The sequence below is a fragment of the Catellatospora tritici genome (assembly GCF_019083965.1).
In the GTDB taxonomy this organism is placed as follows: Bacteria; Actinomycetota; Actinomycetes; order Mycobacteriales; family Micromonosporaceae; genus Catellatospora; species Catellatospora tritici.
In genome coordinates this window covers 498,775-524,540 of sequence record NZ_JAHRCY010000005.1, presented here as the reverse complement: position 1 = coordinate 524,540, position 25,766 = coordinate 498,775, and the positions used below count along the sequence as shown (strand labels likewise).

The 25,766-nt window shown below is 70.2% G+C and carries 19 protein-coding genes; 14 read left to right on the top strand and 5 right to left on the bottom strand.

The genetic code is table 11. The features are described 5' to 3' along the window. Window positions 1-3: 3 nt before the first annotated feature. On the bottom strand, window positions 4-1,029 hold the full coding sequence (locus KUA19_RS14660; protein ID WP_217396587.1) for a LacI family DNA-binding transcriptional regulator: 1,026 nt from the start codon (window positions 1,027-1,029) through the stop codon (window positions 4-6). 244 nt (window positions 1,030-1,273) lie between these two features. Between KUA19_RS14660 and KUA19_RS14655 the strand changes: the two genes are divergently transcribed. From KUA19_RS14655 to KUA19_RS14625, 7 genes are all read left to right on the top strand, one after another. Continuing rightward, the gene (locus KUA19_RS14655; RefSeq protein ID WP_217396586.1) at window positions 1,274-2,812 is read left to right on the top strand and encodes a sugar ABC transporter ATP-binding protein; all 1,539 of its coding nucleotides are present in this window, start codon (window positions 1,274-1,276) and stop codon (window positions 2,810-2,812) included. Continuing rightward, window positions 2,809-3,774: an ABC transporter permease gene (locus KUA19_RS14650; RefSeq protein WP_217396585.1), complete on the top strand. Its 966-nt coding sequence runs from the start codon at window positions 2,809-2,811 to the stop codon at window positions 3,772-3,774. The genes KUA19_RS14655 and KUA19_RS14650 overlap by 4 nt, the downstream gene beginning before the upstream one ends. After that, a complete protein-coding gene (locus KUA19_RS14645; protein ID WP_217396584.1) occupies window positions 3,771-4,787 on the top strand; it encodes an ABC transporter permease in 1,017 nt (338 codons plus the stop codon). Before KUA19_RS14650 ends, KUA19_RS14645 begins: the two co-directional genes overlap by 4 nt. A 92-nt stretch (window positions 4,788-4,879) precedes the next feature. Further along, on the top strand, window positions 4,880-5,857 hold the full coding sequence (locus KUA19_RS14640; protein ID WP_217396583.1) for a substrate-binding domain-containing protein: 978 nt from the start codon (window positions 4,880-4,882) through the stop codon (window positions 5,855-5,857). Between the two features lie 81 nt (window positions 5,858-5,938). Then, the gene (rhaI, locus tag KUA19_RS14635; protein ID WP_217396582.1) at window positions 5,939-7,105 is read left to right on the top strand and encodes an L-rhamnose isomerase; all 1,167 of its coding nucleotides are present in this window, start codon (window positions 5,939-5,941) and stop codon (window positions 7,103-7,105) included. 3 nt (window positions 7,106-7,108) lie between these two features. Then, window positions 7,109-9,151 carry a bifunctional aldolase/short-chain dehydrogenase gene (locus KUA19_RS14630; protein WP_217396581.1) on the top strand — a complete coding sequence of 681 codons (2,043 nt, stop codon included), beginning with the start codon at window positions 7,109-7,111 and terminating at the stop codon, window positions 9,149-9,151. Between the two features lie 3 nt (window positions 9,152-9,154). Beyond that, entirely contained in the window at window positions 9,155-10,624 is a 1,470-nt protein-coding gene (locus KUA19_RS14625) for a rhamnulokinase (protein ID WP_217396580.1), read from the top strand. A gap of 18 nt (window positions 10,625-10,642) precedes the next feature. Here KUA19_RS14625 and KUA19_RS14620 read toward each other — a convergent pair whose 3' ends face one another. The 3 genes from KUA19_RS14620 to KUA19_RS14610 form a co-directional block, all read right to left on the bottom strand. After that, window positions 10,643-11,305, bottom strand: coding sequence for an MOSC domain-containing protein (locus tag KUA19_RS14620; RefSeq protein ID WP_217396579.1), 663 nt, complete (start codon window positions 11,303-11,305; stop codon window positions 10,643-10,645). 132 nt (window positions 11,306-11,437) lie between these two features. After that, complete coding sequence (locus KUA19_RS14615; protein WP_308167453.1) at window positions 11,438-12,751, bottom strand: family 43 glycosylhydrolase; 1,314 nt, start codon at window positions 12,749-12,751, stop codon at window positions 11,438-11,440. A gap of 311 nt (window positions 12,752-13,062) precedes the next feature. Further along, window positions 13,063-15,186, bottom strand: a complete 2,124-nt coding sequence (locus KUA19_RS14610; RefSeq protein ID WP_217396577.1) for a cellulase family glycosylhydrolase — start codon at window positions 15,184-15,186, stop codon at window positions 13,063-13,065. Between the two features lie 207 nt (window positions 15,187-15,393). Between KUA19_RS14610 and KUA19_RS14605 the strand changes: the two genes are divergently transcribed. After that, window positions 15,394-16,410, top strand: coding sequence for a LacI family DNA-binding transcriptional regulator (locus KUA19_RS14605; RefSeq protein WP_217396576.1), 1,017 nt, complete (start codon window positions 15,394-15,396; stop codon window positions 16,408-16,410). Between the two features lie 115 nt (window positions 16,411-16,525). Here the strand turns inward: KUA19_RS14605 and KUA19_RS14600 are convergent, their stop codons facing one another. After that, window positions 16,526-17,590: a LacI family DNA-binding transcriptional regulator gene (locus KUA19_RS14600; RefSeq protein WP_217396575.1), complete on the bottom strand. Its 1,065-nt coding sequence runs from the start codon at window positions 17,588-17,590 to the stop codon at window positions 16,526-16,528. A gap of 344 nt (window positions 17,591-17,934) precedes the next feature. Between KUA19_RS14600 and KUA19_RS14595 the strand changes: the two genes are divergently transcribed. From KUA19_RS14595 to manA, 6 genes are all read left to right on the top strand, one after another. Next, window positions 17,935-19,254: an ABC transporter substrate-binding protein gene (locus tag KUA19_RS14595; protein WP_217396574.1), complete on the top strand. Its 1,320-nt coding sequence runs from the start codon at window positions 17,935-17,937 to the stop codon at window positions 19,252-19,254. Between the two features lie 101 nt (window positions 19,255-19,355). Further along, window positions 19,356-20,315, top strand: a complete 960-nt coding sequence (locus KUA19_RS14590) for a carbohydrate ABC transporter permease (protein WP_217396573.1) — start codon at window positions 19,356-19,358, stop codon at window positions 20,313-20,315. Continuing rightward, entirely contained in the window at window positions 20,312-21,193 is an 882-nt protein-coding gene (locus tag KUA19_RS14585; RefSeq protein ID WP_217396572.1) for a carbohydrate ABC transporter permease, read from the top strand. Before KUA19_RS14590 ends, KUA19_RS14585 begins: the two co-directional genes overlap by 4 nt. Before the next feature lie 198 nt (window positions 21,194-21,391). Continuing rightward, window positions 21,392-23,761, top strand: a complete 2,370-nt coding sequence (locus KUA19_RS14580) for a glycoside hydrolase family 2 protein (protein WP_308167452.1) — start codon at window positions 21,392-21,394, stop codon at window positions 23,759-23,761. After that, window positions 23,758-24,642, top strand: a complete 885-nt coding sequence (locus KUA19_RS14575) for an ROK family protein (protein ID WP_217396570.1) — start codon at window positions 23,758-23,760, stop codon at window positions 24,640-24,642. The genes KUA19_RS14580 and KUA19_RS14575 overlap by 4 nt, the downstream gene beginning before the upstream one ends. 16 nt (window positions 24,643-24,658) lie before the next feature. Continuing rightward, window positions 24,659-25,759 (top strand): mannose-6-phosphate isomerase, class I, encoded by a 1,101-nt coding sequence (gene manA / locus KUA19_RS14570; protein WP_217396568.1) that lies wholly within the window; start codon window positions 24,659-24,661, stop codon window positions 25,757-25,759. Window positions 25,760-25,766: the final 7 nt, after the last annotated feature.

Here is a 25,766-nt window from a genome sequence, read left to right as displayed (position 1 = left end):
GCGCTACTTCCTGCGTTTGGCCGGCACGGGTTCGCTGGACTGGCGTACCACGAGTTCGGGACGGAACACGACGTGCCGGTGCTCGTGTCGGTCGGGTTCGTTGACCTCCTCCAGCAGCAGCTGGGTCGCCGCGCGGCCCAGCTGCTCGCGCGGCTGGCGCACGGAGGACAGGGGCACGGCGGCGGCGGAGGCGAACTCGATGTCGTCGTATCCGACGATCGCGACGTCGTGCGGCACGCGTACGCCACGGCTGGTCATCTCCTGGAGCAGGCCCAGGGCGAGCAGATCGTTGGCGCAGAACACCGCGGTCGGGCGCTCGGACACGGGCAGGTCGGCGATCTCCTGACCGGCGGTGCGCCCGGCGGCGACGGTGAGATTGGTGGTGGCGACCAGCCGGACCTCCGGCCCACCGGCCAGCGCGGCGGTGAATCCCGCGTACCGGTCGGACACCTGGCGGATCGACAACGGGCCGCCGACGAACGCGATGCGCGGGTGGCCCAGCTCGCGCAGGTGGTCTGCGGCGAGCTGGCCGCCGAGGACGTCGTCGACGGCGACGGAGCAGCGGTGATGGCTGCCCGAACCGCGGTCGACGAGCACCACCGGGATGCCGTGCTCGACCAGCTGGTCCAGGCGCGCGTCGTGGGTCTCGTTGACGGGGGTGATCAGCACCCCGAGGACGCGCTGCTCATTGAGGATGTCCAGGTGTCGGCGTTCGCGCGAGATGTCCTCGCCGCTGTTGAAGATCATGACGTTGACCCCGGCGGCCTCGGCGGCGATCTCGGCGCCGCGCATGACGTCGGTGAAGAAGGGGTTGCCGAGGTCGAGGGCGACCATCGCCACGGTGCGGCTGCGGCCGGCCCGCAGCTGTCGGGCGGAGTCGTTGCGCACGTAGCCGAGTTCGGCGATCACGTCGAGCACGCGACGGCGGGTGGCGACGGCCACGGCGTCGGGGTGGTTGAGCACATTGCTCACGGTCCCGATCGAGACCCCGGCCCGGCGGGCGACCTCCTTGATGCTGACGGTGGCCATGGCTCCTCGGTGGTGTGACGGTGGGCGGGCCGCCCCGGGGCCCGGAGCGGCTTCAGCGTACGCCGGAACTGAAACGTGTCAACCGCATCTGGATCATGCCGCAGGTTAACGAAATGGGCACTGCGAGCGGTTGTAGGTACTTGCCTGTTGACAGTCCGGCAACCGGATCGTAGCGTACGTGCCACCGAAGACCGAAACGATTCAATTTGATCTTAGCGCAGGTTCCGACGAAGGGAGGACGGCGGTGGCGGACACCGGAACACCGGCGCTGCTACAGGTCGACGGCCTGACCGTGGAGTTCCCCGGCGTACGGGCACTGGACGGGGTGCACTTCGACGTGGCGGCCGGTGAGGTCCACGCCCTCGTCGGCGAGAACGGTGCGGGCAAGTCCACGCTGCTGAAGGTCCTCGGCGGGCTGCACCGGCCCAGCGCCGGAGCGATCATCCTCGACGGGGTCACCTATCGGCCCCGGCGTCCCGCCGACGCCGTCCACGCCGGCATCGCGGTCATCTACCAGGAGTTCAACCTCTATCCCGACCTCACCGTCGCCGAGAACGTCTTCTCCGGACGGGAGCCGATCCACCCCCTCACCCGGGGCATCCGCTACGCCGAGATCAACCGCCGAGCCGCGGACCTGTTCGCCACCCTCGGCGTCAGCATCGACCCGACCGCGCCGGTGAGCAGCCTGACCGTCTCCGAGCAGCAGCTCGTCGAGATCGCCAAGGCGCTGTCGGTGGACGGCCGCATCATCGTCATGGACGAGCCGACCGCCGCGCTGTCGGCCGACGAGGTCACCCGGCTGCTGGACGTGGTGCGCCGCCTGCGCGCCGAGGGGCGCAGCGTCATCTACGTCAGCCACCGCCTGGACGAGGTGTTCGCGGTCGCCGATCGGGTCACCGTGCTGCGCGACGGCCGCCACGTGCGTACCGTGCCGCTGGCGCAGACGAGCACCGACGAGCTGGTGCGGTGGATGGTCGGGCGGGACATCGCGGCGCTGTTCCCGCGAGGCGACGCCGTCCGCGGCGACGTCGTGCTGGAACTCGACCAGGTCAGCGCGGGACGGCAGCTGCGCGAGGTGTCGCTCACCGTACGGGCGGGGGAGATCGTCGGGATCGGCGGCGTCGCCGGAGCCGGTCAGCCCGAACTGTCCCAAGTGATCTTCGGCGCCCTGCCGGTGACCGCGGGCCGGATGCTCCTGGGTGGCGAGCCCTACCGCCCGGACGGCCCCGCCGACGCGATGCGCGCGGGGATCGGGTTCCTGCACGAGGACCGCAAAGCGGCCGGGATCCTGCCCGACCTCACCGTACGCCACAACCTCACCATCTCCGTCCTGGACAAGGTGCGCGGCGCGCTCGGCCGCCTGCTGTCACCGGCGGCGGAGCTGGACGTCTTCGCCACCTACCGCGACCGCCTGGCCATCCGGACCACCGGCCCGGACCAGCTCATCGGGCAGCTGTCCGGCGGCAACCAGCAGAAGGTCCTGTTCGGGCGGGCCTTGGCCCCCGGCGGCCGGCTGCTGATCCTCAACGAACCCACCCGGGGCGTCGACATCGGCGCCAAGGTCGAGATCCACCAGCTCATCAACGAGATCACCGCGGAGGGAGCCGGCGTGATCATGATTTCCAGTGATCTGCCCGAGCTGCTCGGCATCAGCGACCGCGTCTACGTCCTGGCCGGTGGGCGCGTCGCCGGGCACCTGACCGGCGACGACCGCACGGAGGAGAACGTCATGACGTGTGCCAGCACCGGTCGGCGGATCTTCTCGCTGGAGCCGGTGTCGTGACCGCCCTGCTGCGCCGGGCACCACTCGTGCTGCCTCTGCTCACCGTGATCATCGCGCTCGCGGTCGCCACCGACAGCTTCCTGACCGGCGGAAACATAGAGAACGTGCTGGTCGCCGCGGGGATCGTGGCGCTGCCCGGCCTGGCGATGACCTTCTGCCTGGCGATGGGGGAGTTCGACCTGTCGATCGGCTCCACCGTCTCGCTGGCCGGAGTGGTCTGCTGCAGCGCCCTGATCGCCGGTCGGCCGCTGGCCGTCGCGATGGCACTCGCGCTCGCCGTCGGGGCCGCGATCGGCCTGGCCAACGGCCTGGTCGTGACGAAACTCGGGGTCACGCCGTTCATCGCCACCCTGGCCACGCTCGTCATCGTCCGGGGCGTCTCCCTGGCGTACTCCGGCGGGCACGACCAGATCATCAGCTCCGCCGGGTTGAAATACCTGGTCGGCGGGCGCCCGCTGGGCGTACCGATGCCGATCGTGCTGGTCGTCGTCGCGACCGCGGCGGCGTGGTGGGCCATGAACCGGACCCGGTTCGGCCGCTGGGTGTGCGCGATCGGGTCCAACCGCGAGGCGGCCCGCGTCTCCGGCCTGCCCGTCGACCGCATCCGCATCGCCGTCTACGTGCTGGTCGGCATCGCGGGCGGTGCCTGGGGCCTGCTGATCTCCAGCCAGCTGCAGAAGGGCAACGGGCAGCTGGGTCTGGGCTTCGAGCTCGACGCGATCACCGTCGTCGTCATCGGCGGGACCGCGCTGCTCGGCGGGCGGGCGTCCATCGTGGGCACCGTCCTGGGCGCGGTGCTCATCGAGACGATCCGCAACGGGCTCAACCTGCTCAACACCCCACCGGCGTACCAGCGGATCAGCGTCGGACTGCTGCTCATCGCCGCGCTCGCGCTCAAGGGCCTGCGCCGCGCCGAAACCACCGTCGTTCCGACCCCGGCCCGAGAGGCAGCGACATCATGAAGACCTCGCTGGGCAAGCTGTGGGACACCTGGGGCATCACCGCGATCCTGCTGCTGCTCCTCGCCGTCGCACCGGTGGTCACCCCCGACTTCTTCAGCCTCGACAACGCGCAGTCGGTGCTGCGCGAGAGCGCCTACCTCGGCATCGTCGCGGCCGGGATGACCTTCGCGATCGCCAGCGGCGCGTTCGACCTGTCCGTCGGCGGCCAACTGGCCCTGTGCAGCGTGGTGTCGCTGATGGGCTACGCCGCCGGTGGCACCGCGCTGGCCGTCGCGGCGGCACTGGCGACCGGGCTCGCGTGCGGGCTGGTCAACGCCGGCCTGATCACCCGGCTGCGGGTGCCGCCGTTCGTGGCCACCCTCGGCACCCTGTTCGTCTTCCGCGGCGTGGCCTACATCCTCACCCAGGACGGGCCCAAGACCCTGCCCTACGACCAGATCGGCTCACCGTTCGTGAAGATCGGCGGGCTGAACGTGGCCGGGCTGCCCCTGCCCTTCCTCATCATGCTGGCCGTCTACGCGGCGGCCTGGCTGCTGCTGCGGCGCACCGCCACCGGTCGCCGGGTGCTCGCCTACGGCTCCTCGCCGGAGGCCGCCCGGTTCTGCGGGATCTCGGCGACCCGGTTGCGCTTCTTCGTCTTCGCCCTGGTGGGAGTCAGCGTCGGGATCGCCGCGCTGACCTACATCACCCGGGTATGGACGGCCGACGGCTCGGCCCAGGACGGGTTCGAACTCAAGGTGATCGCCGCGGTCGTCCTCGGGGGTACCAGCCTCAAGGGCGGCAAGGGCACGCTGATCGGCACCTTCTCCGCGGTGCTGCTGGTCAGCGTGCTCAACGACATGCTCGTCAGCCAGGGGGTGCCGTCTGCCTACCAGCGCATCGTGCTGGGTGGCGTGCTCATCATCGCCCTGACCATCGACGGGCTCCGTACCCGCTTCGCCGCGCCCGGATCCCTGCGGCGCGCGGTGACCGGACTGGGCGGGCGAACGCCCAAACCGGGCCTGGCCCGGTGAACCACAGCGCGGCGCCGCGGCGTCGCGTGCACTGCGAAATTGAAACGTACTAACCAACGTATCCGTCCCATTTCGCACGGAAGGGGCATCGCATGATGCTCAAGAAGACCCTCGTCCCGCTCGTCGCGATCGGCGCGCTGGTCCTGGCGGGCTGCTCCGACTCCAACGCCGACAACCCCGGCGCCCCCAAGGACGACAAGATCGTCGTCGGTTTCTCGGTCTACGACATGCAGTACGAGTTCTTCCAGAAGATGGAGAAGGGCACCCGCGAGGCGGCCACCGCCAAGGGCTGGGAGTTCAAACTCCACGACGAGAAGAGCGACGAGAACGAGATGGTCACCGGCGCCCAGGCGCTCATCGACCAGGGCGTCGACGTGCTGATCATCAGCCCGTTCAAGCCCAGCGCGCTCGGCCCGATCATCGCCAAGGCCAAGGCCAAGGGCGTGCCGGTGATCGTGGACGACATCGGCGGCGGCGGTGCGCCGTACGACGCGATCGTCATCTCCGACAACGCCGGCGGCGGCAAGCTCGCCGCGGAGTACATGGCCAAGCAGATCGCGGCCAACGGCAAGACCAGCAAGAACGTCGCCTCGATCACCTGCGAGCCGTCGGCGGTCTACGCCGCCCGCCGCAACGCCGGGTTCAAGGAGGCCATCGAGGCCGCCGGGTTCAAGGTCGTCGCCGAGCTGTCCGGCAACTCCAAGGCCGAAGAGGGCTACAAGGTCATGAAGGACATCATGGCCAAGAACCCCGACGTCGCCGGCGTCTTCTCCTGCAACGACCCGATGGGTGTGGCCGCCGCCAACGCGGTCAAGGATGCCGGGAAGAACCCGGTCACCGACATCGTGACCGTCGGCTTCAACGCCGACCCGGAGGCGCTGACCGCGATCAAGGACGGCGGCCTGGCCGCCACCGTCGCGCAGGACCCCACCGCGATGGGCGCCCTGACCGTGAAGCTCGCCGGGCAGGCCCTGAACAAGGAGGCGATCACCTTCGGCAACGCGGCCGAGCGGGAGGTCTTCAACCCGGTCCTGCTGGTCACCAAGGACAACGTCGCCACCATCAAGTAACGCGGGCCGTGGTGCGGGCGGCGCGAGCCGCACCGCCCGCACCACCTCGTACCCCCGTTCGGCGTAGCACAGGAGACGAAGATGAACGACCACGCTGCCGTCAAAGCGGCCCTGCGGGCCATGCCGATCGAGACGCCGTCCTGGGCGTACGGCAACTCGGGCACCCGGTTCAAGGTGTTCGCCCAGCAGGGGGTGCCCCGCGACGCGTACGAGAAGATCGCCGACGCGGCGATGGTGCACCGGCTGACCGGCGCCGCGCCCAGCGTGGCGTTGCACATCCCCTGGGACCGGGTCGAAGACTTCTCTCACCTGGCCGGCTTCGCGGCCGACCAGGGGATCGCCATCGGCGCGATCAACCCGAACGTGTTCCAGGACAACGACTACAAGCTGGGCAGCGTCTGCCACCCCGACCCCCGGGTACGCCGCAAGGCCCTCGACCACCTGCTCGAATGCGTCGACATCATGGACGCCACCGGCTCGTCGATCCTGTCGCTGTGGTTCGCCGACGGCACCAACTACGCCGGCCAGGACTCGATCGCGGCCCGCCAGGACCGCCTCGCCGACGCGCTGTCGCAGACCTACGACCGGCTCGGCCCCGACCAGCGGATGCTCGTGGAGTACAAGCTGTTCGAGCCGCACTTCTACAGCATGGACCTGCCGGACTGGGGCACCTCCTACGCCCACTGCGTGGCCCTGGGCGACCGGGCGCAGGTGCTGGTCGACACCGGCCACCACGCGCCCGGCACCAACATCGAGTTCCTGGTCACCGTGCTGCGCCGCTTCGGCAAGCTGGGCGGCTTCCACTTCAACAGCCGCAACTACGCCGACGATGACCTGATGGTCGGCGCGGCCGACCCGTTCCAGCTGTTCCGGATCATGCACGAGCTGGTGCGCGCGGACGCGATCGCGCCCGAGGCGAACGTGGCGTTCATGCTCGACCAGTGCCACAACCTGGAAGCCAAGGTGCCCGCGCTGATCCGCTCGGTCCTCAACGTCCAGGAAGCCACCGCCAAGGCGCTGCTCGTGGACGCCGACGCGCTCGCCGCCGCGCAAAGCAACGGTGACGTCCTGGCCGCACACGCGGTGCTCATGGACGCCTACGCCACCGACGTGCGCCCGCTGCTGGCCGAGATGCGCGCCGAGGCGGGCCTGGACCCCGACCCCATCGCCGCCTACCACCGCAGCGGCTACCAGCAGCGGATCGAATCCGAGCGCGTCGGCGGCCAGCAGGCCGGATGGGGAGCCTGACCGATGTCACCGCACGACAGCACGCCCGCCGAACTCGTCGCCCGGTCCAACCGGCTCGGCGCCGACCCGCGCAACACCAACTACGCGGGCGGCAACACCTCCGCCAAGGGCACCGACCTCGACCCGGTCACCGGCACCGACGTCGACCTGCTCTGGGTGAAGGGTTCCGGCGGTGACCTGGGCACGCTCACCGAGGCCGGGCTCGCCGTCCTGCGGCTGGACCGGGTGCGCGCGCTCGCCGAGGTCTACCCCGGGGTCGAGCGCGAGGACGAGATGGTCGCCGCGTTCGACTACTGCCTGCACGGGCGCGGTGGCGCGGCACCGTCGATCGACACCGCGATGCACAGCCTCGTCGACGCGGCACACGTCGACCACCTGCACCCCGACGCCGGTATCGCCTTCGCCGCCGCCGCCGACGGCCAGGCGGTGACCGAGGAGTGCTTCGGCGACCGGGTGCTGTGGACGCCGTGGCGGCGGCCCGGTTTCCAGCTGGGCCTCGACATCGCCCAGCTGCACCGGGACAACCCGGAGGCCATCGGTGTGATCCTCGGCGGGCACGGCATCACCGCCTGGGGCGCCACCAGCGACGAGTGCGAGGCGAACACCCTCGAGATCATCACGCGGGCGCAGGCGTTCATCGAGGAGCGGGGCAAGCCGGAACCGTTCGGTGCCGTCCTGCCGGGATACGCGCCGCTGCCCGAGGACCAGCGGAGGGCACGCGCCGCCGCCCTCGCACCCGTCATCCGAGGCCTGGTCAGCACGGACCGGCCGCAGGTCGGGCACTTCACCGGCAGTGATGTCGTGCTGGACTTCCTGTCCCGGCAGGGGCACCCCCGGCTGGCCGACCTGGGCACGTCCTGCCCGGACCACTTCCTGCGTACCAAGGTGAAGCCGCTGGTCCTTGACCTGGCACCCACGGCATCCCTGGCGGAGATGACCACGCGGCTCACGGAGCTGCACGCCGACTACCGCCAGGAATACGCCCGCTACTACGCCCGCCACGCCGCACCCGACTCGCCGCCGATGCGTGGCGCCGACCCGGCGATCGTGCTGGTCCCGGGCGTGGGCATGTTCTCGTTCGGCGCCACCAAGCAGACCGCCCGCGTCGCCGGGGAGTTCTACGTCAACGCGATCAACGTGATGCGCGGCGCCGAAGCGATCTCCACCTACCAGCCGATCGACGAGGCGGAGAAGTTCCGCATCGAATACTGGGCGCTGGAGGAGGCCAAACTCGCCCGGCTGCCCAAGCCCGCACCGCTGGCCGCCCGGATCGCACTGGTCACCGGTGGCGGTTCCGGCATCGGCCGCGCCATCGCCCACCGGCTCGCCGCGCAGGGCGCCTGCGTCCTCATCGCCGACCGCGACGCCGACGCCGCCCACCGGGTCGCCGCCGAGATCGGCGGCACCGACACCGCCGTGGGCGTCGGTGCGGACGTCACCGACGTACAGGCCGTCACCGCGATGATCGAGGCATGCGCGCTGGCCTTCGGCGGCCTCGACCTGGTGGTGAACAACGCCGGGCTGTCGATCTCCAAGCCGCTGCTGGACACCACGGAGGCGGACTGGGACCTGCAGCACGACGTGATGGCGAAGGGATCGTTCCTCGTCGCCCGTGAAGCGGCCCGGACCATGATCGCCCAGGGCCTGGGCGGCGACATCGTCTACATCTCCAGCAAGAACTCGGTATTCGCCGGACCCAACAACATCGCCTACAGCGCGGCCAAGGCAGACCAGGCCCACCAGGTACGCCTGCTCGCCGCCGAACTCGGCGAGCACCGCATCCGCGTCAACGGCGTCAACCCCGACGGCGTCGTACGCGGCTCCGGGATCTTCGCCGGTGGCTGGGGCGCGCAACGGGCTGCCGTCTACGGCGTACCCGAGGCCGAACTCGGCGCCTTCTACGCTCAGCGAACCCTGCTCAAACGCGAGGTGCTGCCCGAGCACGTGGCCAACGCCGTGTTCGCCCTCGTCGCCGGGGACCTGTCGCACACCACCGGGCTGCACGTTCCCGTCGATGCCGGCGTCGCCGCCGCGTTCCTGCGCTGAGCCATGGCCACGGATACCGTCACCGTCGCGGCGGCCGACCTCGGCGCCTCCAGCGGCCGGGTCATGGTCGCCCGGGTCGGCCCGGACCGGCTCGACCTCACCGAGGTCCACCGCTTCCCCAACCGGCCCGTGCGCCTCGGCCCGACCCTGCACTGGGACGCTCTCGCCCTCTACCGGGGCGTCCTCGACGGGCTCACCGCGGCGGCCCGTACCGGGGGGCTCGACGGGATCGGCATCGACTCGTGGGCCGTCGACTACGGGCTGCTCGACGGCACCGGCGCCCTGATCGGCAACCCGATCAGCTACCGGGACCATCGCACCGACGGGGTGATGGCGGCGGTACACGCCCAGCTCGGCGCCCAGCACCTCTACCGCACCACCGGGCTGCAGAGCCTGCCGTTCAACACCATCTACCAGCTCGTGGCGGCACGGGACACCCCGTCCTTCGCCCAGGCCCGGCGGCTCCTGCTGCTGCCGGATCTGCTGGCCTACTGGCTGACGGGCAACGACGGCGCCGAGATCACCAACGCGTCCACGACGGGACTGTTGGACGCGACCTCGCGTACCTGGTCGGGGGCGCTACTGGCCGCGTTGGAGCTGGATCCGGCGCTGCTGGGGAAGCTGCGCCAACCCGGGGAGGAGATCGGGCGGCTGCTGCCCGCGGTGGCCGAGGAGACGGGGCTCTCCCACACGGTGCCGGTCATCGCGGTCGGGTCGCACGACACGGCGTCGGCGGTGGTGGCTGTGCCGGCGGCGACGCCGCGGTTCGCGTACGTGTCCTGCGGGACGTGGTCGCTGGTCGGGGTCGAGTTGCGGGCACCGGTGCTCGGCGAGGCCAGCCGGGCGGCGAACTTCACCAATGAGACCGGTGTGGACGGGACTGTTCGCTACCTGCGCAATGTCATGGGACTGTGGCTGCTCCAGGAGTCGGTACGCACCTGGAACACGTCGGGGTCCGCGACGGACCTCGACGCGCTCCTACGGGCGGCGGCGGGGGAGCCCGCCCTCGCTTCGGTGATCGACCCGGATGATCCGATGTTTCTGCCGCCGGGAGACATGCCAGCGCGGATCCGGCAAGCCTGCCGGCGTACGGGCCAGCCGGTACCCGAGTCGCCTGCCGCGGTGACCAGGTGCATCCTGGACAGCCTGGCCCTGGCGCAGGCACGGGCGGTGCGGCAGGCACGGGAGCTGTCGGGGCAGGACGTCGAGGTCGTGCACGTCGTCGGTGGTGGGGCGCGCAACGCGCTGCTGTGTCAGCTCACCGCCGACGCCTGCGGACTGCCGGTGCTGGCCGGGCCGGTGGAGGCGACGGCACTGGGCAACACGCTCGTCCAGGCCCGAGCGCTCGGCGCGGTGACCGGCGAGCTGGACGAGCTCCGTGGCCTGATTCGCGCACACACGTCAGTGCTGGCCTACTCGGCGAGCGGTGACGCGCGGGCCTGGCAGCTGGCCGAATCCAGGATCCACGGATAGCGACGGTCGCGGCCGGTGTCACCGCCGCCGGAGAAGCCGATCCGCAAGGGTGTCGCGCAGATCGTCAGGCAGCCCGGCGAGCTGTAGCAGTTCGGGCAGCAGTTCCGGTTCGGACGCGTACGCACGGAAAGCGCGCGCGATCGTCACCCCGTGCGCCGGACGGTCCTCAACGGTCACCGGATCGCCCGCCCGCACCTCGCCCTGCTCCAGCACTCGCAGGTACGCGCCCGGCCGGACCGATCGGGCGAAGGTCTTCGCCCAGCGGGGCTCACCCATGCTGCGCTGGAACGTCACGCCCGGGATACGGCCGAACACCGGCTGAAGGACCAGCCGCGGACCGACCCGCCACCGCTCACCGATGACCGCACCGTTGACGTCGAGGCCCTCTGTCGTCAGATTCTCGCCGAAGAGTCCATTTGCCAACCGGCGGCTCAGCCGCGCCTGCCACCAGTCGTAGTCCTCGCGGGCGTACGCGTAAACGGCTCGGTCGTCGCCGCCGTGGTGCTCGGTGTCGAAGATCTGGTCTCCGACCAGGCCACTGGGCAACCCCGTAGCCCTCGGCCCCGGTGCGCGTACGGTGACCAGGTGATTGACCGGCCGCTTGTTGATGCCCGTCAGGCCCACGCCCGTGGCGGGATTGCGGGTCGGCACAGCCAGGTTGACTGACAGGATCCTGCTCACGCCCGGAAACGTACCTGCGCGAGTCCCCGGTGTGCCTCTCATTTCGCGGTGCGGGCGGCCGCGACCCGCCTAACCTGCTGAGGGTTGATCGGGCGCACCGGCCCGCCGGTCGCGGAGCCGGTGCGCGCCGGGTCAGGCCACCTCGATGTAGTCCAGTTCGGCCCAGCGGGACAGGAAGGTCAGGCGGACCGTGTTCCAGCCTGCCACCAGGTTGACCCCGACCGGTGCCTGCCGCCAGGTCTCCCAGCCGGTGTTGGGGTAGTTCACGGTGGTCGGCGAGCCGCCGTTGACCGTGAGCGTGTGCTGGGCGTCGCCGTAGCCTGCCGAGTAGGCGACGGAGACGGTGTAGGCACCGGCCCGGGGTGCGAAGACGCTCAGCTCCACCCAACTGTCGGCGTAGTCGATATTGGCCACGACCTGCCCCTGTGAGGCGGTGGTGGTGTTGCGTACGACGCAGTGGTTCAGCGTGCCGCGTTCGGTCTCGGTGCGCACCCGGCTGCCCCGGACCACCGGGAACCCGCCTGCCCAGCCCAGCGCGGCGACGTACATGCCGCGGGCGGAGTAGTTGTTGATCCAGCCGTGGAACACGATGGCGTCCCCGGCGGCGTCGCGGACGATGTCGGCGCCGCCCGGCCCGCGTACGGTGCCGTTGACGCTGTCGGTGGTGATCAGCGACCGGTACGCCTTCGTGTACGGTCCGGTCAGCGCGGCCGAGGTGGCATAGCTGGTCTGGTAACCGTCACCGCCGTACCCGCCGAGGGAGTAGAACAGCACGTACTGCGTGCCGACCTTGGTCAGCACCGGGGCCTCGATGACACCGGCCTCCTCGGCCCAGCCGCTGCGCAGCAGCTCCACGCGGGCGCCCTGCAGGGTGACCCCGTCGGCCGCGACACCCTGCAGCCACAGGCTGGTGGGCTGGCCGATGGCGTTGCCGTCGTCCTTGTAGAGCAAGTACCGGGCGCCGGTGCTGTCGGTGAAGCTGGACGGGTCGATGTCGCCGCCCTCGGCGCCGTTGCAGACGAGCGGCTGGCTGCCGATCGGGGTGAACGGGCCGATGGGGGAGGTGGCGAGCGCCGCGCCGATGCACTGGCGGCCGACGCCGGTGCTGCGGGCGGTGTAGTAGAGCAGGTACTTGCCGTCGGCGCGGCGGGACACGTCGGGCGCCCAGGTGAGGCCGCCGCTGGCCCAGGCGCCGAGGGTGGGCAGGGCGTTGCCGCGCCGGGTCCACGCGCCGGTGAGCGAGGACGCCGACGCGACGGGCACGTTGCCGTAGCCGTTGTTGGTCGAGTAGGCGTAGTAGGTCCCGTCGAAGCGGGAGACGTCGGGGTCGGGGAAGTCGCTGCCGATGACCAGGGCGGGCGCTGTGGTCGCGGCGGTCGACGCGTCGGCTGCGGCGGGCGCGGCGCCTGCGAGCTGAACCGCGCCGAGCGTGACGGCGGCGGACACGAGCGCCAGGCACCTGGTGACAACTGATGGTCGGGAGCGGGACATCGAGCCTCCTCGGATCGGGGACGAAAGAAGCGCATCGATAAACGCGAGTGTATCGAAGGAATCGGGCCGTGTGGCCGGTCGTGCTCCCCACCCACCAGGAGAGGTTCGCCAGGCTCATCGGGTACCGGTGGCCGCTGCCCGGGGCGACGTCCTCGACGATCCCGTACGCCCCGGAGTTGGTGTAGCCGACGACGGCCAGGACTTCGGAGCGAGCGCATGGAAACGGCGGGCCGGACCGGTCCGACCCGCCGTTCGAGGTGCCCGGATCAGCTCACGGAGCCGGTCACGGTGCTGCCCGATTTGGTGACGTAGTACGTCACCAGGGTGCCGCTCCAGAAGTGCAGCGTCAGCGTCACCTTCGCGCCGTCGTTGACGTCGTTGAACAGCTCCGGCTTCAGCGTGATGGTGTTCGCGCCGTAGTTGGGCGTGAACGTGTAGTCGAACTCCTTGAACGAGGTCCAGTTCTGCGGACCGGCGTTGCTGCCGTCGGCGTACTTGGCCTCCATCGTGGCCAGCGTGTCCCCGCGGAACTGGGTCGGGATGGCGAACGAGCCCGTCGTCCCGCTCGCGTTGGACACCACCGGCGGGTCGTACGTGACGAAGTTGATGCGCCACGGCACACCCTGCGAGAACACCACCTGCACCGACGAGTTCACCCCGTACGCCCGGCTGCCGTACAGGCGGGTCAGCGCCGCGGCCGTGAACGTCAGCGTGCTGCCCGAGACCGTGTAGTCGCTGCCCAGGGCCAGGTTGGTGCTGCCCTGCCGGACCGCCGTCACCGTCGCCCCGTTGAGGTTCAGCGTCACCGACTTGGCGCTGATCGCCGCCGTCTTGGCGGTGAACACCTGGTCGGTGTCGGCGGTGCCGGAGCGGGTGGTCCAGCTCGACTTGAGCTGGGCGATCAGCTCCGGGTCGCTCCACGTGAACGAGGTGCGCCCGAAGTGCTGACCGTTGTCCCACAGCATGGTGGTCAGCTTGCGGGTCTTGGCCCAGTAGCCGAAGTACTCGAAGAACTTCAGCTTCTCGCCCTGCTCGATGGTGCCGGTGCTGCGGTCGAAGCCGAGCAGGCCGTACTCGCCGATGATCACCGGGATGTTGCGCGAGACGAACGCGTTGTAGACCCGGTCGAAGCTGTCGGTGACGTCCTGCTGCGTGGTGGCGTCGAACTTCGTGTACCCGGCGATGTTCACGCTGAACGGCCAGAACCCGTAGTAGTGCACCGTGGCGGCCAGGTTCGGGTCGTTCAGGCTGGTGAACGTGCTGACCAGCTCGTCGATGCGGGGCTGGTCGCTGGAGGTGTGCAGGGTGGGCAGCACCAGCAGCCGGGTGGCGTTGCCGCCGCCGGACTGCCGCACGATGGTGCGGAATGACGTGTTCAGCTCGCTCAGCAGGGTCGCGTTCTGCGCGTCACCGGAGCTGCCGGTGAACTGCGGCTCGTTGATGCTCTCCAGCACCAGCTTCGCCGAGGAGGCGCGGAACGTGCTCGCCAGCTGCGTCCAGATCGCCTTGTACCGGTTCAGCACGTTGTCGTGGTCGCCCGGCATGTTGGCGATCCATTCCCACGAGTCGTGGTGGATGTTCACCAGCACGTACAGGTCGGCGGCCAGCGCCCAGTCGACGACCTCCTTCACCCGCGCCAGGTAGGCGGCCTCGATCGTGTAACTCGGCGCCCCGCCCTGGTGGTGGCCCCAGGTGACCGGGATGCGGATGCTCTTGAAGCCCTGGGCCTTGATGTTGTTGATCAGGGCCTGGGTGATGAGCGGGTTGCCCCACGAGGTCTCGTCGGCGCCGGTCGCGTCCAGTGAGTTGCCCAGGTTCCAACCCGGCTGCATCGCGGCCACGGTCGACATCGCGGTGCCGGTCGGGGACGGGCTGGTGGACGGGGACGGGCTGGTCGACGGGCTGGTCGACGGTGACGGGCCGGCCGAGCGCGACACCGACGGCGACGGGCTCGGCGAACCGACCGCACCGGTGCAGGCCACGCCGTTGAGCGTGAACGCGGTCGGCGCGGTGTTGGTGCCCGACCAGGAGGCGTTGAAGCCGAACTGGACGGTGCCGTTGGTGGGGATGGCGGCGTTGTACGACATGTTCGTGGCGGCGACCGTGGCGGCGGGCTGCGTGTAGCTCGCGCTCCACATGCTGGTGACCTTCTGACCGTTGGCATACGTCCAGACCAGGTTCCAGTTGTTGATCGGGTCGCCGAGATTGGTGATGACGACGTTGGCGGTGAAGCCGCCGGGCCACTGGTTGGGGACGGTGTAGGCGACCCGGCACCCGGCGGCGGCGTACGCGCTGGTGCTCAGGGTGACGCCGACGGCGGCGAGCAGCGTCACGGCGCTGCTGAACAGGGCGACCTTCCATCGGGCAGATCGCGGTAGAGGTTGCGTCATGACCTTTCCTCGGTACGGGGACCGCGCGAGATGGCAGCCGCCCGGAGGCCGTCTCGCCGCGCAGTGACGATTGCGGATAGGTCAGACACTAAGTTGTGCTTCCAAACTATTCAACTCCGGAACGGTCCGCCGTGCCTGCTGTGCGGTCGCGGACCCGTCGGACGCGGTGACGGTATGCTCACCGGTGGTTTGGCATGGGGAGGGTCGATGGCACGTCAGCCCACGATGGCGGACATCGCCCGCCGGGCTGGTGTCTCCCGGGTGGCCGTGTCCTACGCGCTCAACGGGCGGCCCGGGGTCTCCGACGAGGTCCGCGAGCGGATCGTGCGGATCGCGCGGGAGGTCGGGTTCAGCGCGAACGGCCCCGCGCAGGCGATGCGCGGCGCGGCCGTCCCCGCAGTCGGGCTGACCATGCGCAGGCCGTCGGCGGCCTTCCACATCGAGGTGTTTCGCCGGGAGTTGATCAGCGGCGTCCAGTCGGAGCTGATGACGCGCGGCATCGGGCTGGCGCTGCAGTTCGTCGACAGCCTGGACGCCGAGATGCGGGTGTACCGCAGGTGGAGCGCCGACCGGCGGGTCAGTGGCGTGCTGCTGTGCGACCTGGTGGCCGACGATCCCAGGGTCGCGCTGATGGAGACGCTCGACCTGCCCGCCGTGGTCGTCGGCGGTCCGGTGACCGGGCCGCGCCTGAGCAGCGTATGGAGCGACGACGCCACGGCGGTGGCGGAGTCGGTGCACTACCTGGCGGCGCTCGGCCACCGCCGGATCACCAGGGTCGGCGGTCCGGCCGAGATGCTGCACACCAAGCTGCGCAACGAGACGTTCCTGGCCGCCTGCGCCGAGTCCGGCGTCGACGGCGCGGTCCTGGCCTCCGACTACACGGGGGAGGCGGGGGCGCAGGCCACCCGGCGCATCCTCAGCGCCCGGGCGCGGCCGACGGCGATCTGCTACGACAACGACGTGATGGCGGTGGCGGGTCTGGCCGTGGCCGCGGAGATGGGCCTCACCGTGCCGGGCGACCTGTCGCTGGTGGCGTACGAGGATTCGCCGCTGTGCCAGGTCGTCCATCCGCCGCTGACGGTGCTGCGCCGCGACATCGTCTCCTACGGCGCGCACGCCGCGCGGCTGCTGTTCGACGTGGTGGCGGGGCTGCCCGCGCGGACCGTGCTCGACCACGTGGCATCGCTGGTGGTGCGGGAGAGCACCGGCCCGATCCGGGGATAGCCGCCGCGGCACCCGTGCCCGCCACCCCGCCTTGAATCGACGCCGGCGCATCTGGAGACGATTATCGCGAAGCCGGTCCTCTGGATAGGTCGGCGTCGATCGATAAGGGGCGGGGTCAGGCGTCGGCCCGTGCCGCTCGCTTGCGCGCGGAAGTCGTCCGAGGTGCGGCCGGTGGGGGAGCGGTGCTGCCGCGCGGGCTCAGGTGCGCGGGCTCGTCGTGCACGTCGGTGACCGGTTTGCCGTCGATCGCGGCGAGCAGCAGCCGCGCCGCGTGCGTGCCGTACGCGGAGATATCGCGGGTCAGGGCGGTCAGGGGCGGATGCACCAGGCGGCAGATGGGTGAGTCGTCCCAGGCGATGATCGACAGGTCGCCCGGCACGGTCAGGCCCATCTCTTGGGCGACGGCCAGCCCGGCGATCGCCATGATGTCGTTGTCGTAGATCAGCGCGGTGGGGCGGTTGGCTGAGCTGAGCAGGCGCCGAGTGGCGCGCGCGCCGTCCTCGCCGGTGTAGTCGGTGGGCACGGTCACCGCGCTCTCCAGCCGCAGCTGCTCGGCGAGCCGGGCGAAGGTCTGGCTGCGGATCGCCGTGTGCGACAGCTCCGGCAGCCCCCCGACGCGGGCGATGCGCCGGTGCCCCAGCGCGGCGAGGTATTCGACCGCCTCGACCAGGGACACCCCGTCGTCGGACCAGATGCTGGCCAGGGTGCCGCTGGCGGCGGGCGGTCCGATGACGACCGCGGGCATGCCCAGTCGGGACAGGGCCTCGATGCGCGGGTCGCCGTCGCGTACGTCGCAGACCAGGACGCCGTCGACGCTTCGGTCGCTCCACCACCGCTGGTAGACGGCTATCTCCTGGTCGCTGCCCGAGACCATCTGCAGCAGCAGCGCGTAGGAGTGGATCGACAGCTCCGCCTCCAGGCCGCTGACCAGCTCCATGAAGAACGGCTCCACGCCGAGGGTCTTGGCCGGGCGGTGCAGGGTCAGCCCGACGACGTTGGAGGGTGCTCCGGCCAGTGCCCTGGCGGCGCTGTTGGCGCGGAAGCCGAGGGTGTCGGCCACGGCCAGGATGCGGGTGCGAGTGGCCTCCGAGACGCCGGGCTGGCCGTTGAGGGCGTAGGACACGGCGCCCTTGGACACGCCCGCCGCTTTGGCGACGTCGGCGATGGTCGGTCGTTTCACGAAGGCCCTCGTATCCCGTTGCGGCGCACCGCCTGAACTTTCTCGGTTCACTAATCGTACCGCAGTGGCGGCACTTGGAAAGATGTGCGGTCGCGCGGAGGTGCCCTCGCGCGCTGCGCATCCCGCCGTGGGTGGCCGTCGCGAAAGCGTTGGGGCAGCTGAGGGTCGGTGGTTCGGGTGGCGTCCGTGATGGCTTGGCGTCGTCGCGTTGACAGGTGTGAAACCCGGTCGTAAAGTCTGGGCACTTACTCGGTTCAGTAAGCGCGTAAGTTCGACTGACGAGCAGGGACGCCGTGGCCGCATCTCCGGCCCCAGCAGGCGTTTCCGGAGATGGAGTTGTGGACATGAAAAGACGTGCGCTCGCCGCGGTGCTGCTGGCCGCGGCGCTGCTGGCCGCGGGCTGCGGCGGTGGCGGCGATGCCGGTATGGCCGACAACAGCGCGCTCTCTCCGGCGGACCCGGCCAAGGTCTCCGGCGACATCACCGTGCTGACAAACCGCACCGACCTGGTCACCGACGGCACCATGCAGAAGTACGCGGACCTGTTCAAGAAGGACTACCCGAACGTCAACGTCAAGTTCGAGGGCGTGACGGACTACGAGGGTGAAGTCAAGATTCGGATGAACACCGACAAGTACGGTGACGTCCTGCTCATCCCGAACTCGGTGGTCACCACCGACTACCCGAAGTTCTTCGCCTCGTTGGGCGGCGCGGCGGACCTCGAGTCCAAGTACACCGCGGCGGGCACCGGCAAGGGCAAGGTCGGTGACCAGATCTACGGCCTGGCCGGTTTCTCGTTCATCAACGGCTTCGTCTACAACAAGGACGTCTGGACGGCGGCCGGGATCACCGAGTGGCCCAAGACGCCCACCGAGTTCCTGGCCGCCCTGCAGGCGATCAAGACCAAGACCGGCGCGACGCCGTACTACACCAACTACAAGGACGGCTGGCCGCTCAGCTCGTGGTCGTCGGTGCTCGGCTCGGCCACCTGCGACGCCAAGGCCAGCGACAACCTGCCCACGACCGACCCGTGGGCGGCCGGTGGCGACCTCAACACCGGGGACACCCTGCTGTTCGACATCGTGAAGAACAGGTTGTCGGAGTCCGACCCGACGACGACGAACTGGGAGGACTCGAAGGGTCTACTGGCGACCGGCAAGATCGCCACGATGTGGCTGGGCTCGTGGTCGCTGGTGCAGATGCAGGACGCGGCCAAGAAGGCGGGGAAGAACCCGGACAGCATCAGTTACATGCCCTTTCCGGCCCAGGTCGGCGGCAAGTTCTGCTCGGTGGTGGCGCCGGACTACCAGTCGGCGGTGAACATCCACTCCCCGAACAAGGCCGCCGCACGGGCGTGGATCGACTGGATCCTGGAGAAGTCCGACACCGCCGCGGTCAACCAGGCCGTGTCGGCGCTCAAGGGCGCTCCGCTGCCCAGCGCGCTGAAGCCGTTCACCGACGCCGGGGTGCAGTTCATCGACCTTGCCCAGGTCAACGCGGCCAAGGTCAGCGAGATCGACAACCTCTCCGAGGTCGGTATCGGCAAGCCCGAGTACCGCCAGCACCTGATCGACGTCGCGCGCGGTGCCGCCAAGGGCGACCTCGCGGCCATCTTCGCCGACCTCGCCAAGCGCTGGTCCGAAGCGGCCAAGAACGTCGGCTGACCGATCCCACACGTGGTGCGGGGCCGGTACGGCCGAAGCGGGGCCGACCGGTCCCCGCACCTCCTCAACCAGCGGGCAGAACTCGGAAGGGCGCAGACCGCATGACCGACCTCAAGACCGGACCCCGGGTCGACCCGGCACCGGCGGCGCCCGTCGACACGCGGCTGCCGACGGCCGCACCGCCGACGCACCGAGCCACCTGGGTCCGCCGACTGACCCCCTGGGCGTACCTGGCGGCGGCACTGGTGCTGCTGGTGGCCTTCACCTACGTCCCGGTCGCGAACATGATCTCCTACAGCTTCACCGACTGGGACGGCGTCAGCCCGGACAAGAGCTTCGTCGGCGTGGACAACTACGTGGAGCTGTTCACCCGGCCGGACCTGTTCCACGTCTTCTTCGTCAGCCTGTTCTACCTGGCCGCGGCAGCCGTGCAGATCGTCGTGGCGCTGTACTTCGCCACGATCCTGACGTTCAGGACGAGGATGCGGAACCTGTTCAAGGGGCTGCTGTTCTTCCCGTACCTGATCAACGGGGTCGCGGTCGCGTTCGTGTTCCTCTACTTCTTCAAGGAGGGCGGGACGCTGGATTCGGTGCTGGCGCTGGTCGGCGTACACCCGCAGCAGCTGTGGCTGGGCGACCCGGACCTGGTCAATGTGTCGCTGTCCGGGGTGTCGGTCTGGCGCTTCCTGGGCCTGAACTTCGTGCTGTTCCTGGGGGCGATGCAGTCGATCCCGGCCGAGCTGCACGAGGCGGCCGAGATCGACGGAGCCACAAAGTGGCAGGTGTTCCGCGGCATCATCGCGCCGAGCATCCGGCCCATCATCGGCCTCAGCGTCATCCTGGCGATCTCGGGCTCGCTGTCGGTCTTCGAGATCCCGTTCATCATGACCCGGGGGTTCGGCGAGAGTAAGACGTTCGTCATCCAGACCGTCAAGCTCGCCTTCGACTTCAACAAGATGGGGCTGGCCTCGGCCATGGCCGTGGTGCTGCTCGCCATCATCCTGCTGATCACCTGGGTGCAGCGGCGCCTGGTGCCGGACGAGAGGGCTGACCGGCCATGACCGAGTCGAGCACCGCACGGGCCGCCTTCGACCGCCGGGAGCGCCGGGCCGCGTTCCTGCGGCCGGTCGCGGTGACCCTCAAGTACCTGTCCCTGGTGGCCGCGTCGGCGGTGGTGCTGCTGCCGCTGCTGACCATCTTTCTCACCTCACTGAAGACCGAGCGGGAGATGGCCGGAGGCGACACGCTCTCGCCGCCCGGCGACTGGTTCAACTTCTCCAACTACGCCACCGCCTTCACCAAGGGCGAGATGCCGGCCGCGTTCGGGAACACGGCGTTCATCCTGCTGTTCTCGATCACCGGCACCGTCGTGATCGGCTCGATGGCCGCGTACGCGATCGAGCGGTTCAGCTTCCGGTTCAAGAAGCTGGTGGTGGCCGCGTTCCTGGTCGCCACGCTGGTGCCCGCGGTGACCACCCAGGTCGCCACGTTCAAGGTGGTGGACGCGCTGGGCCTGTTCGACACCCGCTGGGCGCCGATCCTGCTCTACATGGGCACCGACATCGTCGCGATCTACATTTTCCAGCAGTTCATCCGGGGCATCCCGGTGTCGCTGGACGAGGCGGCCCGCATCGACGGCGCGGGTAGTTTCAAGATCTACCGTACGGTGATCTTCCCGCTGCTCAAACCGGCCATCGCCACCGTCGTGATCATCAAGGGCATCACCGTCTACAACGACTTCTATATCCCGTTCCTCTACAACCCGTCGCCGGAGCTGGGCACCATCTCCACGTCGCTGTTCCGGTTCAAGGGGCCGTTCGGCGCCCACTGGGAGACCATCTCCGCCGGTGCGGTCCTGGTCATCGTGCCGACGCTGGTCATCTTCCTGTTGCTGCAGCGGTTCATCTACAACGGCTTCACCTCCGGGGCCGCGAAGTAGGCGCATTTCTCGGTTCAGTGGGTCGCCGCGGAGGCGGCGGCTCGGTTCCGGCTGCCTTTTTCGGGGTCTTTACCTCATAAAATCGCTAGACATCGATTATTGACACCGATGTGTCGTGGCTCTACATTCGATTCACTTACACGGTTTTGTAAACAAGCTTATCCGAACGGCCGGGGCGTTCGTCGAAGGAGTACAACTGTGAGCACCTACCGCCGCCTGCACGACGGCTGGACCCTGTCGGCCATCACGGGCGACCGTGACATCACCTCTGTCGCCGCGACCGTGCCCGGTTGCGTGCACACCGATCTGCTCGCGGCGGGACTCATCGACGACCCCTACCGCGACGACAACGAGACCAGGCTGACCTGGATCGGGCGCACCGACTGGAGCTACCGCACCGCCTTCGACTGGCGGCCGGACGGGGCGGTCCGCACCGACCTGGTCCTGGCGGGCCTGGACACGGTCGCCGCCGTCCACCTCAACGGCGTGCGTATCGCCGACACCGCCAACATGCACCGCCGCTACCGCCTCGACGTCGGTGCGCTGCTGGTCGAGGGCGCCAACACCCTCGAGGTGGTGTTCCGGGCGCCGTACGACTACACCGACGAGCGGCAGGCCGCATACGGGCCGCTGCCGGGGCCCTACGACGAGCCATACCAATTCATCCGCAAGATGGCCTGCAACTTCGGCTGGGATTGGGGCCCGACCCTGGTCACCTCCGGGATCTGGCGGCCGGTGAGCCTGCACTCGTGGTCCGGGACGCGGCTCGCCGAGGTTCGGCCGCAGGTACGGGCCGACGGAGTGGACCTGCACGTGCGTGTCGAGCGCACCGACGACGCCCCGGTCACCGTGACCGCCACCGTGGCGGGCCGGACCGCCGAGGCGGTGCTCCCGGCCGGGCAGGACGAGGCGGTGCTGCGGCTGGACGTGCCCGATGCCCGCCTCTGGTGGCCGCGCGGGTACGGCGAGCAGCCGCTCTACCCGCTGACCGTCACCGCCGGAGCCGACAGCTGGACCAGGAAGATCGGGTTCCGGACGGTGCAACTGGACCCCGACGCCTTCCGGCTGATCATCAACGGGCGGCCGGTGTTCGTGAAGGGCTTCAACTGGATCCCGGACGACTGCTTCCCGAACCGGGTCACCCCCGACCGCCTGGCGCGGCGGTTCGGCCAGGCGATCGACGCGGGCGCCAACACGCTGCGGGTCTGGGGCGGCGGCCTGTACGAAACCGACGACTTCTACGCCCTGGCCGACGAGCTGGGCCTGCTGATCTGGCAGGACTTCCCGTTCGCGTGCGCGGCCTACCCCGAGGACGACCTCATGCGGGCCGAGGTGGAGGCCGAGGCACGGGAGAACGTGGTGCGCCTGATGAGCCACCCCAGCCTGGTCATCTGGTGCGGCAACAACGAGAACATCGAGGGCTACCAGCACTGGGACTGGCGCGAGCCGCTGGCCGGGCGCGACTGGGGCGCCGGGTTCTACTTCGACCTGCTGCCGCGCGTGGTCGCGGAGCTGGACCCGACCCGGCCGTACTGGCCGGGCAGCCCGTACTCGGGCACCCCGGACCGGGACGTGCACGACCCGTCGACCGGCACCATCCACATCTGGACGGTGTGGGGTCGGGAGGACTACACGTTCTACGGCACCTACACGCCGAGATTCGTGGCGGAGTTCGGATTCCAGGGTCCGCCCACCTATGCCACGCTGCGGGCTTCGGTCTCCGACGAGCCGTTGGCACCAGACTCGCCGGGGATCACGCACCACCAGAAGGCCACCGACGGCAACACCAAGCTGCTGCGCGGCCTCGGCGAGCACCTGCCGCGCCCGGACAACTTCGCCGACTGGCACTACTACACCCAGCTCAACCAGGCCCGCGCCATCGCGTACGGGGTGAACCGGTTCCGGGCGCTGATGCCGTACTGCATGGGCACGATCGTGTGGCAGCTCAACGACTGCTGGCCGGTCACCTCATGGGCGGCCGTCGACGGCGACGCCCGCCGCAAACCGCTCTGGTACGAGCTGCGCCGCTCCTACGCCGACCGGCTGCTCACCTTCCACGACGACGGCCTGGCCGTGGTCAACGACACCGACCAGCCGTGGCGGACGGACCTGACCCTGGCCCGCCTGGACGTGCACGGCCAGCCCCTGGCAAAGGACGCCGTCGCGGTCGTGGTCGCCGCTCGCTCGGTCGTCCAGGTCCGCCTGGCCGACGCCGTCGCGGTGCCCGGCGACCCGTCCCGAGAGCTGCTGCTGGCCGAGGCCGACGGCCTGCGGGCGATGCGGATGTTCGCCGAGGATCCGGTCATGGACTATCCGGTCGCCGACTTCGACGCCACTGTCGAGCCGACCGCCGACGGCGTGGCCGTGCACATCACCGCGCTGACGCTGCTGCGCGAACTCGCCCTGTTCCCCGACCGCCTCGACCCGGCCGCCACCGTCGACGAGCAACTGGTCACACTGCTGCCGGGGGAGAGCGTCACCTTCCACGTCACCACCGACCGGCCCCTGGACCCGGCACTGCTGCTGGCGTACCCGGTGCTGCGGACCGTGAACGAGGCCAGACCATGAGCGCGGTGCTGGCCGTCGACATCGGCGGCACCACCTTCGCCGCCGCCACCGTGCGCGCCGACCGGAGCATCGCGGCCCGCGCCGAGGTGCCCCTGGGCGCCGATCCTTCGGCGACCCTGGCGAACCTGATCGACCGATTCGACCCGCACGGGCTGATCGGCGTCGGGATCGGTTCGGCCGGTCCGCTCGACGCCGCCGCCGGCACGGTCAGCCCGGTCAACATCGGCGCGTGGCGCAACTACCCGCTCACCTCCGTCGTCGGCGAGCTCACCGGGCTTCCGGTCGGGCTGGCCGGTGACGCCCAGTGCATGGCGCTGGGGGAGTACTGGCACGGCGCCGCCGCCCCGTCGATGCTCGGCGTGGTCGTGTCGACCGGCATCGGCGGCGGCCTGGTGCTGGACGGGGAGCCGTACTTCGGGCGGTCCGGCAACGCTGGGCACATCGGCCACATCAGCATCGACCCGGCCGGTCCGCTGTGCCGGTGCGGGGCGACCGGGTGCGTCGAGACGATCGCGTCCGGGCCGAGCATGACCGCGTTCGCCCGCTCCCATGGCTGGACCGGGCCCGACGCCAAGGCGCTCAGCGCCGCCGCGTCGGCCGGGCACCCGGTGGCGCGGCTGGCGTTCGCACGCGGCGCGGCGGCGCTGGCCACTGCGATCCGCACCACCGCCGCGCTGGTCGACATCGACACCGTCGTGGTCGGCGGCGGGGTCGCCGCCGCCGGCGAGGTCCTGTTCGGTCCGCTGCGCCGGGCGCTGGCGGAGCAGGCCGGACTGGGCTTCCTGCGCCACGTCACGGTCACCCCCACCACGCTCGACCGCGATGCCGGGCTGTACGGCGCCGCCGCGCTCGCCTTCGCCCTCGCGGGCGTACCCGTCTAGTCCGGAGGGAGGACCGATGGATCTGCTCACCAACCCCGTCAAGGACTATGACTGGGGCTCGACGACCGAGCTGCCCGCCCTGCTCGGGCTGCCGCCGGGACGGACGATGGCCGAGCTGTGGCTCGGCGCCCACCCGTCGGGGCCGTCCACCCTGGAACGCGGCGGCCGGACGTACACGCTGGCCGAGGTCATCGGCGCCGACCCGGTCGGCGAGCTCGGCGCGGCGACCGTGGACCGTTTCGGTCCCCGGCTGCCGTTCCTGCTCAAGCTGCTGTCCGCGAGCCGGGCGCTGTCCCTGCAGGTCCACCCATCGGACGAGCAGGCCCGCCAGGGGTACGCCCGCCGCGACCCGCACTATGCCGACGCGTCGGCCAAACCCGAGATGGTCGTCGCGCTGACCGAGTTCAGCGCGCTGGCCGGGATGCGCCAGGGACCGCAGGCCGCCGACCTGCTGGCCCGCCTGGGTCTGCCGGAGCTGGGCCCGGTCGTCGCCGCCCTCGCCCGAGGCGACCTGACCGGCGCGTTGGACACCGTGCTGACCTGGCCGCGACCCGCGCGGCACGGCCTGGTCGCCGCCGTCGCGGCGGCGGCACGCGGTCTGGGCGGACAGGACTTCGGCGCCACCGCCCGGCTGGCCGACCAGCACCCCGACGACCCGGCCGTGCTCGCCCCGCTGCTGCTGCGCCGCCACACTCTCGCTCCCGGGCAGGCGCTGTACCTGCCCGCCGGAGTCCTGCACACCTATCTCGGCGGGTTCGCGGTCGAGGTGATGGGCGCCTCCGACAACGTGCTGCGCGCCGGACTCACCGGCAAGCCCGTCGACGTCCCCGCGCTGCTGGCCGTCACCGACGTATCCGCCCAGCCCGAGCACGTCGTCGCGGACGAAACCGGTGCCTACCGGCCGCACTGCCCGCAGTTCCGGCTACACCGCCTCACCGGCGGCACGCTGCGACTGACCAGGGCGTTGCCGCGAATCCTGCTGTGCACGCGGGGCGCTGTCACCGCCGGGGACAGCATCACCCTGCACGCCGGGCAGTCGATCTTCCTGCCTGCCCGCCATGACTCCCTCACCGTCTCCGGTGAGGGCACGGCGTACTGCGCCGAACCCGGAATCTGATCCTCCC